Raw genomic sequence first — 14,642 nt, forward strand, 5'->3', positions numbered from 1 at the left:
AAAAATTGTTATTGAAATTTGAGCTAGGAGGACTTAATGATGAAAAAGCGGTTTCATCATAGTATCATTTTTTTATTGTTGATACTAATGTTCATATTACCAATTGATAGGAAATCGATTCTAAGTACAGATAAATCAAAGCCTGATATCATTGTTGATCAAAGGAATAAGGATCAAAGGAATGAGAGTGAATATTTAATTTTGGTGAATAAACGCCATCATTTACCAGAGGATTATGTCCCACAAGATTTAACAGAGCCAAATGTACCTTTTTCATTTAAAGGTAATGACCCTAAAAAGATGATGAGGAAAGAAGCAGCCGGGGCCTTAGAATCTTTATTTCAAGCAGCGAAAAAAGAAAATCTAAATTTATTTGCTGTGTCAGGGTATCGTTCCTATCAAAGACAAAAAGCGATTTTTGCATATAATGCTTCTATAAAAGGAGCAGAACGTGCAAATCAAACAAGTGCGTATCCTGGGGAAAGTGAACATCAAACAGGACTAGCGATGGATGTATCGAGTAGTCGAGTGAATTTTCAATTGAATGAACGGTTTGGGGATACACCTGAAGGAAGATGGTTAGCCGAACATGCTTATGAATTCGGATTTATTATTCGTTACCCAAAAGGAAAAGAAGAAATCACGGGCTACCAATATGAACCATGGCATATTCGTTATGTAGGTAAAAAGCCGGCAAAAGAGATGAAAGAAAAACAAATGACATTAGAAGAGTATTTAGAAGAGTAGTGGAGATTGCCACTACTTTTTTTGTATATTCTATAAACAGTGACATGTACGACTAGCAGCTTAGTTTTATAACTTGAAAAGGCTTGTATGATTCTATAAGCTACGACATAGCACGACTTGCAACTTTAGTTGCATAGCGTGACTTGTACCCTATTGGTGCTTTAGAGAGCGAGCTTTCCTATTGACCGTTTATTCAAGGAAAGCCGTAATGTTAGGTGTAGCGTTTGAACATACAAGCCACATCATCTTTGTATACGCTACAACAACGGAGCGCGTTTGAATATAACAAACCTATTTTTAATGACTACAATGAAAATGGAAGAATGAGGATATGTGTTCCGGTAAATAATAACAACTAGAAAAATTAAAGGAATGATTTTATGTTGTTTCCAAAATACAACAAATCGATCAAAGGAAATTATCTGATCGATAAAAAAACAAAGCATTTATTAAGAAGAATCCGAACAAATCAGATTGCAGTGATTCACCATACAGATATTGATGAAATCGCAGCACAAGGATTAATTGAAAAAAAAGTAAAAGCAATCATCAATTTTTCTCCATCATTCACAGGGTCTTACCCAACGTTGGGATTGAAAAAAATTTTGGATAGGAAAATTCCCGTTTTTGATGTTAAAAATCAAACGACTCATCTTTTCCCCAAAATCCCTGATCAAAACAAAGTCGAGATTGATATCGTCAACAATATTGCTTACTTTGAATCGTTACCTGAAAGAATTATGGTTGAGATTGAGCCATGTACGATAGAAAAATGGGAAGATTTGTTTAAAAAAGCTAGACAAAATCTCGAAAATGAATTAGGTCGGTTTATCAATAATACATTAGAACATGCTTTAAAAGAAAAGGATTTTTTCCTAAAACCACTGAAAATACCTTTGTTAAAAACGCAAATAAAAGGAAAACATGTAGTAGTTGTTGTTAGAGGCACTGATTATCGTGAAGATCTCTCTGCGATCAAATCGTACATTGAAGATATAAAACCTGTATTAATTGGTGTTGATGGTGGAGCAGATGCATTATTAGAATACGGTTTAATCCCAGATATCATCCTTGGGGATATGGATAGTGTATCCGATCAAGCGCTTCGTTCTGGTGCGGAAATTCTTGTTCACGCATACCCTAATGGTTATGCTCCAGGTTTAAAGCGAATCTATGATTTAGGTCTAGAGGCAAAGATCATTCCTTCAAAAGGAACAAGCGAAGATGTAGCGATGTTATTAGCGTATGAAAAACAAGCAGAGATCATTGTAGCCTTAGGAACACATTCTCATATGGTCGATTTTCTGGAAAAGGGACGTAAGGGAATGGCGAGTACAATTCTGGTTAGAATGAAAATTGGAAATAAATTGGTTGATGCAAAAGGAGTAAGTAAGTTGTACCATCCACAAGTCCATTGGAAGTCGCTTTCGTTTATCGGTTTAGCTGCAACGACACCGATATTGGCGATTAGTATGATCAATCATGATATGGTACGTTTACTCCAAATGATGTGGATTAACATTAAAATGATATTCATGTAGGTGAATAAGTTGATAACAAACCGCTATTATACAACAACAATTATTGCCATATTTCTATCTTTAAGCCTTGGGATTTTAATCGGGGGAACATTAGGGCAACAGTGGATCCAACAAAATCAACAAAAAATATTATCCTACTATCAAAGAGAAGCAAATCAACTAAGAGAAAGCAATAAGGAATATTTGCAAAAACAAAAGAGTTTAGAACTGGAACTAAAAGAAGTAAAAAGAGAATCCAAAGAACTTTTGCATAAAAGCGTTGTGCATATGATTGATGGAAAAAGAATTCTATGGATTGAAGATGATTCAGAAGATCATTTTTCAATATTAAAAGATGCTATTCGAATCGCTGGTGGCACTAACGACCATCTTGATTATGAAAAGGCAGTGTTCCAATCTCTATCATTTTCTGAAACAAAACAAAATGTTCTGCCTTATGATGTGATTATTTATATTCCCAATGAAAAAGAAGATTTAGAATTTGATCGTTCAATGTTACCTTCGATGATACCTATAGTGATTCTATCAACAAATGAAAAAAATAAAACAGAAAGATTAACGCCGATGGATAAGGTTCATTACCAAGTTTTAAATGTGAGTTCTGTAGAAGATCATTATGATTTCATATTTTTTTTGAAGAATTTATTCGAGGAGAATAAAAGATGACAGGCACTTTCGTTTCCATCATCATCCCAGCCTTTAACGAAGAAAAATATATTGAAAAAACCATACGATCTGTGATGGAGTTATCCTATCAGAAAGAAGTCATCGTTGTTGATGATGGAAGTCAGGATAATACCAAAAAGATCCTTTCGCTTTTAGAACCTATCTATAAAGAACTTCAAGTTATTTCTTTGGAACATAATCAAGGAAAGGGTCAAGCGCTTATGCAAGGTGTAAAAAGGGCAAAAGGTGAGATTTTAGTATTTTTAGATGCCGACTTAGGTGAAACAAGCAGGTACGCAACGAATTTAATTGATCCAGTGATGCAACAAAATATAGATATGACAATTGCGATTCTGCCTAAGACGAAGAAAAAAGCAGGTTTTGGTCTCGTTAAGGGATTGGCCCAAAAGGGTATATATAAGATTACAGGATTTAAATCCATGGCTCCATTATCAGGACAGCGGGTGATGAAACGGGATGTAATGACAAATATTGATCGTTTAGATAAAGGGTTTGGCATTGAAGTAGGACTAACCATTGATGTTTTAAAACAGGGATTTCAGATTCAAGAAGTCGAAATACCTTTTTCTCATCGTGAAACGGGGAGAGATTTACAAGGGTTTATCCATCGAGGAAAGGAATTTATTGATGTCTTTATCACTCTAGTAGGAAAATGGAGGATGAGCGAATGATCATGTTATTATCCATGTTCCTAACAATCATTTTATTACCTTTTTATATCATTTTCTTAAAGCGATTAGGGAAAGTGGAAAAAAACTATAAAGAAGAATTGATTCCGACCAGTTTTGGTATATTTATTCTTTTTATTGAGTGGTTACTTTTGATCCTTCAACAACAGAAGGAGTTCTTTTATTTTTGGGCTTTATTTTTGATTACGATGATTGGAACCTATGATGATTATTATGGCGATAAAAAGGTTAAGGGTTTTAAAGGACACTTTTCTGCATTTCGACAAGGAGTGATTACTTCTGGATTTATAAAAGCGGTTGGCGTAAGCATCGTTGCACTCTTTCTATCATTTCAATTGGCAAAGGATCCGTTCGTAATAGGGAGTAATTTCTTTTTAATCGTGATGTTGTCCAATACGATGAATCTGTTTGATTTGCGTCCTGGTCGAGCGTTGAAAGTCTATTTTGTTCTATTCTTATTATTAGGAGTACAAGCTCCGCGATTTTTTCAACAAGAGCTGCCACTTATTCAAATCGGAATTCTTATCATCGTGTTCTTTTATGATATCCGTGCTAAAATAATGCTAGGCGATGGTGGAGCGAATTTGTTAGGGTTTCAATTAGGAGTATGGTATAGCATTCACTTTCCATTATATGGAAAATTATTCATGATCATTCTATTGATTGGCATAAATATTTATAATGAGCGACATTCTATCAGTCAATTTATCGAACAACATAAATGGTTAAGAGTTATCGATCGATTAGGACAGAAAGGAATAGGATAGAGGGTGTGTAAACAATGGATGAACTAAAAGCGATTTTGGATTCCACCCATGATGGTATGATTGCAGTGAATCATGAAGGAATCATCACATTATTTAATAAAGCAGCGGAGAATTTGCTTCAGATTGAGGCTGAAAAAGTGATTGGTAAACCAGTGGATAAAACGATCCCGAATACTCGTTTGCATATTATCTTAAAAACTGGCAAAGAGGAATTGAATCAAGAACAACAATTAAATGATAGAGTTCGAATTATTACGAATCGAGTACCTATTTTTGACAATAAAAGTGAATTGATTGGAGCTGTTGCAGTATTTCGGGATATTAGCGAAATCATTGAGCTGACTGAACAGATTTCGGATCTTAAATCGATACGCAGTATGTTAGAAGCGATCATCAATTCATCAAATGATGCGATATCGGTAGTTGATGAACACGGTAAGGGATTGATGATAAATCCTGCCTATACGAAATTAACAGGTTTAACTCCAGAAGATGTGATTAATAAGCCGGCAGATGTCGATATTTCCGAAGGCGAAAGTATGCATATGCAGGTTTTACGTACTCGTAAACCAGTTCGTGGAGTTCACTTAAAAGTAGGGCCAAAACGCAGAGATGTTGTGGTGAATGTTGCGCCTGTAATCGTTGACGGGCAATTAAAAGGGAGTGTTGGGATTATCCATGACACCTCTGAAATAAAAAAATTAACCGAAGAATTAGAGAAAGCTAGAAGAATTATTCGAACCCTAGAAGCGAAATATACGTTTGATGATATTATTGGCAAAAGTGAGAAGATGATGATCGCGATTGAAACGGCGAAAAATGCGGCATCAACTCATGCAACGGTACTTGTTAGAGGGGAATCAGGAACAGGGAAAGAATTGTTTGCCCATGCGATTCATAATGCGAGTGATCGTAAGTTTCATCAGTTTGTTCGTGTCAATTGTGCTGCGATTAGTGATAACCTATTAGAAAGTGAACTATTTGGCTATGAAGAGGGAGCCTTTACTGGTGCGAAAAAAGGTGGGAAAAAAGGTTTCTTTGAAATGGCAAGTGGTGGAACTATTTTTCTAGATGAGATTGGTGAATTAGAATTAAATACGCAAGCGAAATTATTGCGTGTTCTTCAGGAAAAAGAAATAGTCCGAGTGGGAGGAACCAAGCCGATTCCTGTTGATGTTCGGGTTATTTCAGCAACAAATGTTGATTTAGAAAAAGCGGTGAAAAATGGGAAGTTCAGGGAGGATTTATACTATCGTTTAAATGTGGTTCCAATCATGATTCCTCCGCTACGGGAAAGAAAATCCGACATTCCCTTTTTGGTGAATCACTTATTAAAAAAATTAAATATGGAATACGGAAGAAATGTAGATCATGTATCGACGGAAGTTCTTCAAATTTTTTTGGACTATTCATGGCCAGGAAATGTTCGGGAACTTGAAAATGTCCTTGGACGATCAATGATTAATATGCGGTATAATGAATCGGTTATTGAAGATTATCATCTTCCACTATTAGGAAAGGTGAATGTATCGAACTCTCAAGAAAAGGTGAATCAGCTTTTTCTTGCGGAACCTATTGTTCCCTTAAATGAAATCATCGAGAAAACGGAAAAAAATTATATTGAACAGGTATTAAAGAAGGCAAAAGGAAACAAAACCAAGGCTGCACAATGGTTAGGGATATCGATTCGTAATCTTTATTATAAATTAGAAAAATATGGGTTAGATTTTTAGTATGAAAATTTTAGCCTGCAATTATTTGCAACTCTCTGCAAGATCTTGCAGGATTTTTTTATTTTTTTATAAAAGTTTTATTAAAGCGCTTACTATTTATGAAATGGCATGGATATTGCATTAAAATATAAGTGTAAAAATGATGAAAAGGATTTGAAGAAGGTGATGCGGTGAAATCTTTCCAAGATATGCTGAAACAGATCAATCGAAATCATCCTCCTGAAGTTGCTATTGCGCTAGCAGAAGATAAAGAAGTATTGCTGGCAGTAAAAGAAGCAATTGATTTAGGAATTGCCCGATTCCATCTAGTTGGCAACCAAAAAAAAATTATCGAACTACTTCAGGAATTAGCGATTGATAAGGATCAGGTGAAAGTCATAAATGAAGAGGATCCAATAAGGGCTTCGCGAAAAGCTATTGAATTGGTTCATCTTGGTGAAGCTCAAATTGTAATGAAAGGTTTAGTACCCACAGCTACCATTCTCAAGGCAGTTCTAGATAAGGAAGTTGGACTTCGTACATCAGGATTGATCAGTCATGTAGCTGTCTTTGAAGCAAAAGAATATTCTAAACTGTTTATGGTCACAGATGCTGCAATGAATATTGCACCAACTTTAGAACAAAAAGTTCAAATTATTGAAAATGCTGTTGAATTTGCTTATTCTTTAGGGATTTCCTTACCTAAAGTTGCACCCATTGCAGCTATTGAAACCATCAATTCCAATATGGCAGCAACAATCGATGCAGCCGTCCTTTCTAAAATGGCAGATCGAGGACAAATTCAAGGTGTGATTATCGATGGGCCGTTAGCATTAGATAATGCGATTTCGTTAGAGGCGGCCAAACATAAAGGTATTATGAGTCAAGTAGCGGGAGATGCGGACATTTTGCTTGTTCCCAATATTGAAGTGGGAAATGTTCTTTATAAATCTCTTGTTTACTTTGCAAAAGCAAAAGTAGGTGCAATCGTTTTAGGGGCTAAGGCTCCAATTGTATTGACATCTAGAGCCGATTCACGCGAAACAAAGTTACTGTCTATTTGCTTGGCTGTATTTCTAGTACAAAACAAAAAAATAAACAGATATTTCTAATAGGAGGACGGAAAATGAAACTTTTTGAATATCTACAAAAATATGATTACGAAGAAGTGATTTTTGCCCAAGATAAGGAGTCTGGGCTAAAAGCGATTATTGCGATCCATGACACGACGTTAGGACCTGCTTTAGGTGGAACAAGAATGTGGACCTATAATTCGGAAGAAGATGCGATTATCGATGCATTACGTCTAGCTCGTGGAATGACATATAAGAATGCTGCAGCTGGATTAGATCTTGGTGGAGGAAAAACTGTTATTATTGGAGATCCAAGAAAAGATAAAAGTGAAGCGCTATTCCGCGCATTTGGCCGCTATATTCAAGGACTTAATGGCCGATATATCACTGCTGAGGATGTAGGAACAACCGTGCAGGATATGGATTATATCCATTTAGAAACAGATTATGTGACAGGAATCTCACCGGCTTTTGGAAGTAGTGGTAATCCATCGCCAGTAACCGCTTATGGCGTTTACCGTGGAATGAAAGCAGCCGCAAAGGTGGCGTTTGGGGATGACAATCTTTCAGGGAAAACAATTGCTGTTCAAGGAGTAGGAAATGTTTCCTATAACCTGATCAAACATTTGCACGATGAAGAAGCCAACATTATCGTTACGGATATTAATGAGGATAATGTACAAAGAGTAGTTCGTGATTTTGGGGTAAAAGCAGTTGGGGTTAATGAAATTTATGGTGTGGAGTGTGACATTTTCTCACCCAATGCCTTAGGTGCGGTAATCAATGACGATACAATCCCTGTATTAAAAGCAAAATTAATTGCTGGTGCTGCTAACAACCAATTAAAAGAAGAGCGTCATGGTGATATTTTAAAAGAAAAAGGAATTTTCTATGCACCTGATTTTGTCATCAATGCTGGTGGTGTCATTAATGTTGCTGATGAATTAAATCCAAATGGTTATAATCGTGAAAGAGCAATGAAAAAAGTAGAAACCATTTATGATAACATCTTAAAGGTTTTTGAAATTGCTGAACGAGATGGAATTCCATCCTATTTAGCAGCAAATAAAATGGCAGAAGAAAGAATCGAACAGATGCGAAAAGTTCGTAGTAATTTCTTAAGAAAGGAAAAAAGCATTCTAAGTCGATAAGAGCAAATGTAGTAAAGGGAGAAAGCGTCTTTGGACGCTTTTCTTTCCTCTTGAATGGAGTGTTAAGAAGTGGAACCAACCTTACGATTATTAGTGATCAATCCAGGATCGACCTCAACGAAAATAGGAATATATGATAATGAAAAGCCAATTTTTACGGAAACATTAAGACACGAACACGATGAGCTTCAATCGTTTAAAAAAGTGATTGAACAATATCAATTTCGAAAGGATTTAATACTCCAAACCATACATCAACATGGTATTAATCTTACAAAATTAAGTGCGGTGGTTGGACGTGGAGGTCTACTTCGTCCGATTGTTGGTGGAACCTATCAAGTAGATGAAGCGATGATTCAGGATTTGAAAGAGGCAAAATATGGTGAACACGCTTCTAATCTAGGTGCGATTATTGCCTATGAGATTGCAAAACAATTGAATATTCCTGCATATATTGTTGATCCAGTGGTTGTCGACGAATTGCAACCGGTAGCTAGAATTAGTGGCTTACCCGAACTAGAACGTAGGAGTATATTTCATGCATTAAATCAAAAAGCGGTAGCTAGACAAGTGGCTAAGAAAATGGGCCTCAACTACGAGAAGGCAAATTTTATTGTTTGCCATATGGGTGGGGGAATTACAGTTGGTGCTCATCAACATGGGAAAGTAATCGATGTGAATAATGGTTTGGATGGAGAAGGACCATTCTCACCAGAAAGAACAGGAACATTACCTGCCGGTGATTTAGTTACAATTTGTTTTTCAGGTAAATATACTGAAAGTGAAATTCGCAAAAAAATAGTGGGTGAAGGTGGGTTAGTTGCTTATCTAAGAACAAATAGTGCATTGGAAGTAGAAAAGAAAATTAAAGAAGGCGATCAACAAGCAAAACTCATCTATTCGGCAATGGCCTATCAAATTGGAAAGGAGATTGGAGCCTATAGTACTGTATTAAAAGGAAAAGTGGATGCAATCATCCTAACAGGTGGGCTTGCACGTTCAAAGGAATTGGTTCAAGAAATTACTGATTATATTGATTGGATCGCACCAGTTCGCGTGATACCAGGTGAGAATGAACTTCAGGCTCTAGCTGAAGGAGCATTACGAATCTTAAGAGGTCAAGAGGAAGAAAAACGTTATGAACAGGAGAACATTTATGCAAAATAGATCAAGAATCACCATTATTACTGGTCATTTTGGTAGTGGTAAGACTGAAATTTCGATCAATTTGGCTTTAAAACAAAAAGATAATTATGAAAAAGTTGCACTCACAGATTTGGATGTGATTAATCCTTACTTTCGTTCACGAGAAGTAAGTCTACTTCTAGAAGAAAAGGGAATAGAATTAATTGCTCCAAAGGGACAATTGGCCACAGCTGATTTACCCATTGTTTCTGGTGAGATTCATCGCGTTTTACATGACCTCAGATATCAATTAGTGATTGATGTGGGTGGAGATAAAGATGGAGCAACAACGTTAGGGCAATATTACAATGAAATCAAAGATCAAGATTACCAAATGATTTTTGTCGTGAATACGAATCGACCCTATGTAAGTACGGTCGAAGGAATCCGTGAAACGATTCAAAATATCGAGAAGGCTACTCGATTGAAGGTAACAGGACTGATTAATAATACCAATCTTGGAATGGAAACAACGATGGAACATATACTTGCTGGATATGAGATCACGAGGGAAGCAAGTGCCCAATTAAATGTTCCCTTTTTGTATACGACGATCTCCCAGCATGTAATGGCAGACATGGTAAGAGAATCACTTGGGAAGGAACACCTAGTCATTACGATTGATCGTTTTATGAGATTACCATGGGAAATGGATTGAAATAGATTGGAGGAATGAAAATGGAATCGCGTGTTGTTTTTAATGAGGATATATGTAAAGGTTGTGGACTTTGTGTCTCTGTATGCCCGACCAATATTATTTTTCTCGCAGATCACTTGAACGGAAAGGGATATCGTCCAGCAACTGTCGTTGATCAAGACCACTGTATAAGTTGTGCTGCTTGTGGCCGAATTTGTCCAGATGCAGTAATTACGGTTTATCGTCCAACTAAGAAGAAAGCGGTATCTTAATGAGGAAGAAGGGGGAGGGCAATATGGCTAAAGTTTTAATGAAGGGTAATGAAGTGATTGCTGAGGCAGCAGTTCATGCAAATTGTAAATATTTTTTTGGTTACCCGATTACACCACAGAGTGAATTGGTAGCTTATATGGCGAAGCGTCTACCTGAAGTAGGTGGACTATTCTTACAAGCTGAAAGTGAAATTGCAGCAATTAACATGGTGTATGGAGCATCAAGTGCAGGGGTACGTGTAATGACTTCCTCATCAAGTCCTGGGGTTAGTTTGAAACAGGAAGGAATTTCTTACCTTGTTGGATCAGAACTTCCAGCTGTCATCGTCAATGTAATGCGTGGTGGACCTGGCCTTGGTAGTATTCAACCTGCACAGTCTGACTATTTTCAAGCTACAAAAGGCGGCGGTCACGGAGACTATCATATTCCCGTTTTAGCCCCAGCTAGTTTACAAGAGATTGTGGATCTGATGCACGATGCTTTCGATATTGCCGACCGTTATCGAACACCAGTGATTCTAATGGCAGATGGAATGTTAGGTCAGATGATGGAACCGGTAGAATTCAAAGAAAAGCAACATGTCGAACTACCAGAAAAAGATTGGGCTACAACTGGTACTCGTGGTGATGGAGGGCCTAAGATCGTTAATTCCTTGCGTCTAGATCCTAAGGAACTAGAAGAACATAACCGCCATTTACAAAAGAAATATGAAAAAATTAAGGAAAAGGAAGTTAGATATGAAATGTATTTGGCTGAAGATGCAGATTATATTGTGGTGGCTTATGGAACCGTCGCGAGGATCGTTAAAAATGCGATTCATAAAGCACGTAAAGAAGGGATAAAAGTAGGTTTAATCCGTCCAATTTCTTTATGGCCTTATCCACAAAAACCGTTTGACGAAACAAGAGAGAAGGTAAAAGCCTATTTAACCGTCGAAATGAGTGCGGGTCAAATGGTTGAGGATGTTCGCTTGGCAGTGAATGGGAAATCTCCTGTTCATTTCTATGGTAGAACAGGTGGAATGGTCCCAAGTCATGAAGAAATTTATGCGAAGATTATGGAGATGGTCGGAGGTGAAAGCTAATGGAACTTGTATTTAAAAAAACCACTGGATTAAAAGATACACCTACTCATTATTGTCCAGGTTGTACACATGGGATTATTCATCGTCTCGTTGGCGAAGTTTTGGAAGAAATGGATATTTTGGAAGATACAGTTGGTGTGGCATCTGTAGGATGCTCCGTATTATCGTATGAATATTTTAACTGTGATATGACACAAGCAGCTCATGGAAGGGCACCAGCTGTTGCTACAGGGTTAAAACGCGTCTTACCGAAAGATCGTTTTGTTTTTACCTATCAAGGCGATGGTGACCTAGCCTCAATCGGGATGGGAGAGATAGTCCATGCAGCCGCTCGTGGGGAAAATATAACCGTTATCTTTGTAAATAATGCGATCTATGGAATGACAGGTGGTCAAATGGCACCAACATCAATAATCGGCCAACAAACGGCTACATCACCTGCTGGTCGAGATGTCGCATTACAAGGTTCGCCAATCCGAGTCTCTGAATTACTGGCCACTTTAGATGGAGCTGCTTATATTGAAAGGGTATCTACTCATGATGTACCAAATATTATCAAGACAAAAAAAGCGATCCGCAAAGCCTTCGAAACACAAAAGAAGGGCTTAGGCTTTTCAATGGTGGAAATTCTATCCACTTGTCCAACAAATTGGGGTTTAGACCCTATTGAATCATTAAATTGGGTAAAAGAGAAGATGGTACCTGTATTTCCTCTTGGTGTTTATAAACAGAAAGAGGGTGTAAATTAATGTTGCATGAAATTATTATTGCTGGGTTTGGTGGTCAAGGTGTCATGTCAATAGGACAACTGCTTGCTTATGCTGCAATGATCGAGGATAAATATGTTTCTTGGCTTCCATCCTATGGTCCAGAGCAGCGTGGGGGAACGGCTAATGTTTCTGTCATTATTAGCGATGAGCCAGTGGGATCCCCTGTTATTACTCACCCTACAGCGGCAATCGTTCTTAATAAACCCTCTTTTGAAAAATTTGAACCATTAGTTGTACCTGGTGGTGTATTGATTGTGAATTCTTCACTCATTGTCATTCAATCGAAACGAACAGATATAACAGTGATTGAAGTGAAGGCATCAGAATTAGCGAATGAAATGGGGGAACCTAGAGTAGCCAATTCTATTATTTTGGGGGCATTTTTAGAAATTTCAAAAGCGGTTAGTCATGAGTCTGTTTTGGAATCGCTAAAGAAAGTACTACCTGAGAGAAGGCATAACTTAATCCCGATTAATAAAGAAGCTTTAATAAAAGGTGCTCAACTCATTCGCTGAATAGAACTTGAGACTTGGTAATTGTCCACCAAGTCTCTTTCTTCAAAAAAAGTATTCCCAACCAATAAATTAGTTATAATTCAATTTTTTTTACTGCTTATAATTTGTTTTTTATCATTTTTCTACTTGAGTAGTTGGAAAAGCTTTAATACAATGATAATTGTATAAATAGAAATACTTTTTACTTAAGAATGACTTTGATCAGGAAGGAAGATGAGAAGAAATGTCAGAACAACAGCAATTTGATGTTGCTTTTATCGGTGGTGGTCCAGGGGGTTATGTCGCAGCGATTCGAGCCGCACAGCTTGGATTAAAAGTGGCTGTTGTAGAAAAAGAACGTTTGGGCGGGACATGCTTACATCATGGTTGTATCCCAAGTAAAAGCCTTCTACGCAGTGCTGAAATCTATCGTAATGCAAAAGAGGGAGAAGAATTCGGTATTATTGCACAAAATGTTACGTTTAATTTTGCACAAGTGCAAGAAAGAAAACGTAAAGTTGTCGATCAGTTAACGAAGGGAATTGAACACTTATTCAAGAAGAACAAGATTACGGTTTTTGAAGGGTTTGGTCGCATTGTTGGTACGTCAAGTACTGCACCTGAAAATGGGACAGTCTCTATTGAAAAAGCAAATGGTGAAAAAGAGACAATCTCTGCCAAGAACGTAATTATTGCAACAGGTTCTCGACCAAGATCACTTCCAGGATTACAAATTGATGGAACTTATGTCATGACGAGTGATGAAGCTTTAGAAATGCAGGAACTCCCAAAATCAATGATTATTATTGGCGGTGGAGTTATTGGTATGGAATGGGCTTCTTTATTAAATGATTTTGGCGTAGATGTAACTGTTATTGAATTTTTACCACGCATTCTACCATTAGAAGATGAGGAAATTAGTAAAGATATGACTCGTGTAATGAAGAAACGTAGAGTGAAAATACATACAAGCACGGCTGTGATTCCTGAGTCTGTAAAAGTTGTTGATGGACATGTTGAACTTGAAGCGAAAAAAGGTGATCAAATCATCCAATTTTCAGCTGATAAAGTTTTAGTGTCTGTTGGTCGAATTGCAAATACAGAAAATATTGGTTTAGAAAACACCAAGGTAGAAGTAGAAAGAGGAGTTATTAAAGTTAATGAATTCTTCCAAACTGCAGAACCAAATGTTTATGCGATTGGGGATGTAATTGGTGGATTACAACTTGCTCATGTTGCTTCTCACGAGGGAATTATTGCCGTTGAACATATAGCGGGAAAAGATCCTCGTCCAATGGATTATCTTGCGGTTTCCAAATGTACTTTTACGAGTCCTGAAGTTGCAAGTGTAGGTATGTCAGAAGATGAAGCAAAAGAAAAAGGATATGAGGTAAAAGTAGGAAAGTTCCAATTCAGAGGAATTGGTAAAGCTCTTGTTCATGGTGAAGTGGATGGCTTTGTCAAAATTGTAGCCGATAAAAATACCAATGAATTACTTGGTGTTCATATGATTGGGCCACATGTAACAGACATGATTACAGAGGCTGGTCTAGCTAAAGTTTTAAAAGCAACACCATGGGAAATTGCCCATACGATCCATCCTCATCCAACTTTATCAGAAGCTGTTCTAGAAGCTACCTTAGATGTGGATGGAAAAGCAATTCATGCTTAATCAAGAAAAAATCAATTTATGGCAAAAACGATCTCCAAATAAGGGGATCGTTTTTTTTTATGAACTAATTCTTTTTCGCAAACTTGTTCAAAAATGTTATATATATGAATTTTTTTAAATTTTATTCACGACAAAAAAGTAAAATTTTCATTGCACTTTT

The 14,642-nt window shown here is 37.0% G+C and carries 15 protein-coding genes; all 15 read left to right on the top strand.

Annotation, left to right across the window (positions count from 1 at the left end):
• The first annotated feature begins 39 nt into the window (after window positions 1–39).
• Window positions 40–747: a M15 family metallopeptidase gene (locus EDD72_RS01750; RefSeq protein ID WP_243643749.1), complete on the top strand. Its 708-nt coding sequence runs from the start codon at window positions 40–42 to the stop codon at window positions 745–747.
• 380 nt (window positions 748–1,127) lie between these two features.
• Complete coding sequence (steA, locus tag EDD72_RS01755; RefSeq protein ID WP_132766914.1) at window positions 1,128–2,288, top strand: putative cytokinetic ring protein SteA; 1,161 nt, start codon at window positions 1,128–1,130, stop codon at window positions 2,286–2,288.
• Window positions 2,289–2,954 carry a copper transporter gene (locus tag EDD72_RS01760; RefSeq protein WP_132766915.1) on the top strand — a complete coding sequence of 222 codons (666 nt, stop codon included), beginning with the start codon at window positions 2,289–2,291 and terminating at the stop codon, window positions 2,952–2,954.
• A complete protein-coding gene (locus EDD72_RS01765; RefSeq protein ID WP_132766916.1) occupies window positions 2,951–3,646 on the top strand; it encodes a glycosyltransferase family 2 protein in 696 nt (231 codons plus the stop codon). The genes EDD72_RS01760 and EDD72_RS01765 overlap by 4 nt, the downstream gene beginning before the upstream one ends.
• A complete protein-coding gene (locus EDD72_RS01770) occupies window positions 3,643–4,431 on the top strand; it encodes a hypothetical protein (RefSeq protein ID WP_165894924.1) in 789 nt (262 codons plus the stop codon). The genes EDD72_RS01765 and EDD72_RS01770 overlap by 4 nt, the downstream gene beginning before the upstream one ends.
• A gap of 14 nt (window positions 4,432–4,445) precedes the next feature.
• Window positions 4,446–6,164 (top strand): sigma-54 interaction domain-containing protein, encoded by a 1,719-nt coding sequence (locus EDD72_RS01775; RefSeq protein ID WP_132766918.1) that lies wholly within the window; start codon window positions 4,446–4,448, stop codon window positions 6,162–6,164.
• Window positions 6,165–6,334: 170 nt separating this feature from the next.
• Entirely contained in the window at window positions 6,335–7,255 is a 921-nt protein-coding gene (ptb, locus tag EDD72_RS01780; protein ID WP_132766919.1) for a phosphate butyryltransferase, read from the top strand.
• 14 nt (window positions 7,256–7,269) lie between these two features.
• On the top strand, window positions 7,270–8,367 hold the full coding sequence (locus EDD72_RS01785) for a Glu/Leu/Phe/Val family dehydrogenase (RefSeq protein WP_132766920.1): 1,098 nt from the start codon (window positions 7,270–7,272) through the stop codon (window positions 8,365–8,367).
• 69 nt (window positions 8,368–8,436) lie between these two features.
• On the top strand, window positions 8,437–9,534 hold the full coding sequence (buk, locus tag EDD72_RS01790; RefSeq protein ID WP_132766921.1) for a butyrate kinase: 1,098 nt from the start codon (window positions 8,437–8,439) through the stop codon (window positions 9,532–9,534).
• Entirely contained in the window at window positions 9,524–10,210 is a 687-nt protein-coding gene (locus tag EDD72_RS01795; RefSeq protein WP_132766922.1) for an ATP-binding protein, read from the top strand. Before buk ends, EDD72_RS01795 begins: the two co-directional genes overlap by 11 nt.
• Window positions 10,211–10,230: 20 nt before the next feature.
• Window positions 10,231–10,461, top strand: a complete 231-nt coding sequence (locus EDD72_RS01800; RefSeq protein WP_207893615.1) for a 4Fe-4S binding protein — start codon at window positions 10,231–10,233, stop codon at window positions 10,459–10,461.
• Between the two features lie 23 nt (window positions 10,462–10,484).
• Window positions 10,485–11,546, top strand: coding sequence for a 3-methyl-2-oxobutanoate dehydrogenase subunit VorB (locus tag EDD72_RS01805; protein ID WP_132766924.1), 1,062 nt, complete (start codon window positions 10,485–10,487; stop codon window positions 11,544–11,546).
• A complete protein-coding gene (locus EDD72_RS01810; RefSeq protein ID WP_132766925.1) occupies window positions 11,546–12,295 on the top strand; it encodes a thiamine pyrophosphate-dependent enzyme in 750 nt (249 codons plus the stop codon). The genes EDD72_RS01805 and EDD72_RS01810 overlap by 1 nt, the downstream gene beginning before the upstream one ends.
• The gene (locus tag EDD72_RS01815; RefSeq protein WP_132766926.1) at window positions 12,295–12,831 is read left to right on the top strand and encodes a 2-oxoacid:acceptor oxidoreductase family protein; all 537 of its coding nucleotides are present in this window, start codon (window positions 12,295–12,297) and stop codon (window positions 12,829–12,831) included. Before EDD72_RS01810 ends, EDD72_RS01815 begins: the two co-directional genes overlap by 1 nt.
• Before the next feature lie 223 nt (window positions 12,832–13,054).
• Window positions 13,055–14,482, top strand: a complete 1,428-nt coding sequence (gene lpdA, locus EDD72_RS01820) for a dihydrolipoyl dehydrogenase (protein ID WP_132766927.1) — start codon at window positions 13,055–13,057, stop codon at window positions 14,480–14,482.
• Window positions 14,483–14,642 lie beyond the last annotated feature (160 nt).

The organism is Tepidibacillus fermentans (genome assembly GCF_004342885.1).
Classification (GTDB): Bacteria; Bacillota; Bacilli; order Tepidibacillales; family Tepidibacillaceae; genus Tepidibacillus; species Tepidibacillus fermentans.

Bases quoted from the DNA above. Each gene is read 5' to 3' on its own strand.
- EDD72_RS01750 (WP_243643749.1), top strand. From the start codon at position 40: ATGAAAAAGCGGTTTCATCATAGTATCATTTTTTTATTGTTGATACTA.
- steA (WP_132766914.1), top strand. From the start codon at position 1,128: ATGTTGTTTCCAAAATACAACAAATCGATCAAAGGAAATTATCTGATC.
- EDD72_RS01765 (WP_132766916.1), top strand. From the start codon at position 2,951: ATGACAGGCACTTTCGTTTCCATCATCATCCCAGCCTTTAACGAAGAA.
- EDD72_RS01770 (WP_165894924.1), top strand. From the start codon at position 3,643: ATGATCATGTTATTATCCATGTTCCTAACAATCATTTTATTACCTTTT.
- EDD72_RS01775 (WP_132766918.1), top strand. From the start codon at position 4,446: ATGGATGAACTAAAAGCGATTTTGGATTCCACCCATGATGGTATGATT.
- EDD72_RS01785 (WP_132766920.1), top strand. From the start codon at position 7,270: ATGAAACTTTTTGAATATCTACAAAAATATGATTACGAAGAAGTGATT.
- EDD72_RS01795 (WP_132766922.1), top strand. From the start codon at position 9,524: ATGCAAAATAGATCAAGAATCACCATTATTACTGGTCATTTTGGTAGT.
- EDD72_RS01800 (WP_207893615.1), top strand. From the start codon at position 10,231: ATGGAATCGCGTGTTGTTTTTAATGAGGATATATGTAAAGGTTGTGGA.
- EDD72_RS01805 (WP_132766924.1), top strand. From the start codon at position 10,485: ATGGCTAAAGTTTTAATGAAGGGTAATGAAGTGATTGCTGAGGCAGCA.
- EDD72_RS01810 (WP_132766925.1), top strand. From the start codon at position 11,546: ATGGAACTTGTATTTAAAAAAACCACTGGATTAAAAGATACACCTACT.
- EDD72_RS01815 (WP_132766926.1), top strand. From the start codon at position 12,295: ATGTTGCATGAAATTATTATTGCTGGGTTTGGTGGTCAAGGTGTCATG.
- lpdA (WP_132766927.1), top strand. From the start codon at position 13,055: ATGTCAGAACAACAGCAATTTGATGTTGCTTTTATCGGTGGTGGTCCA.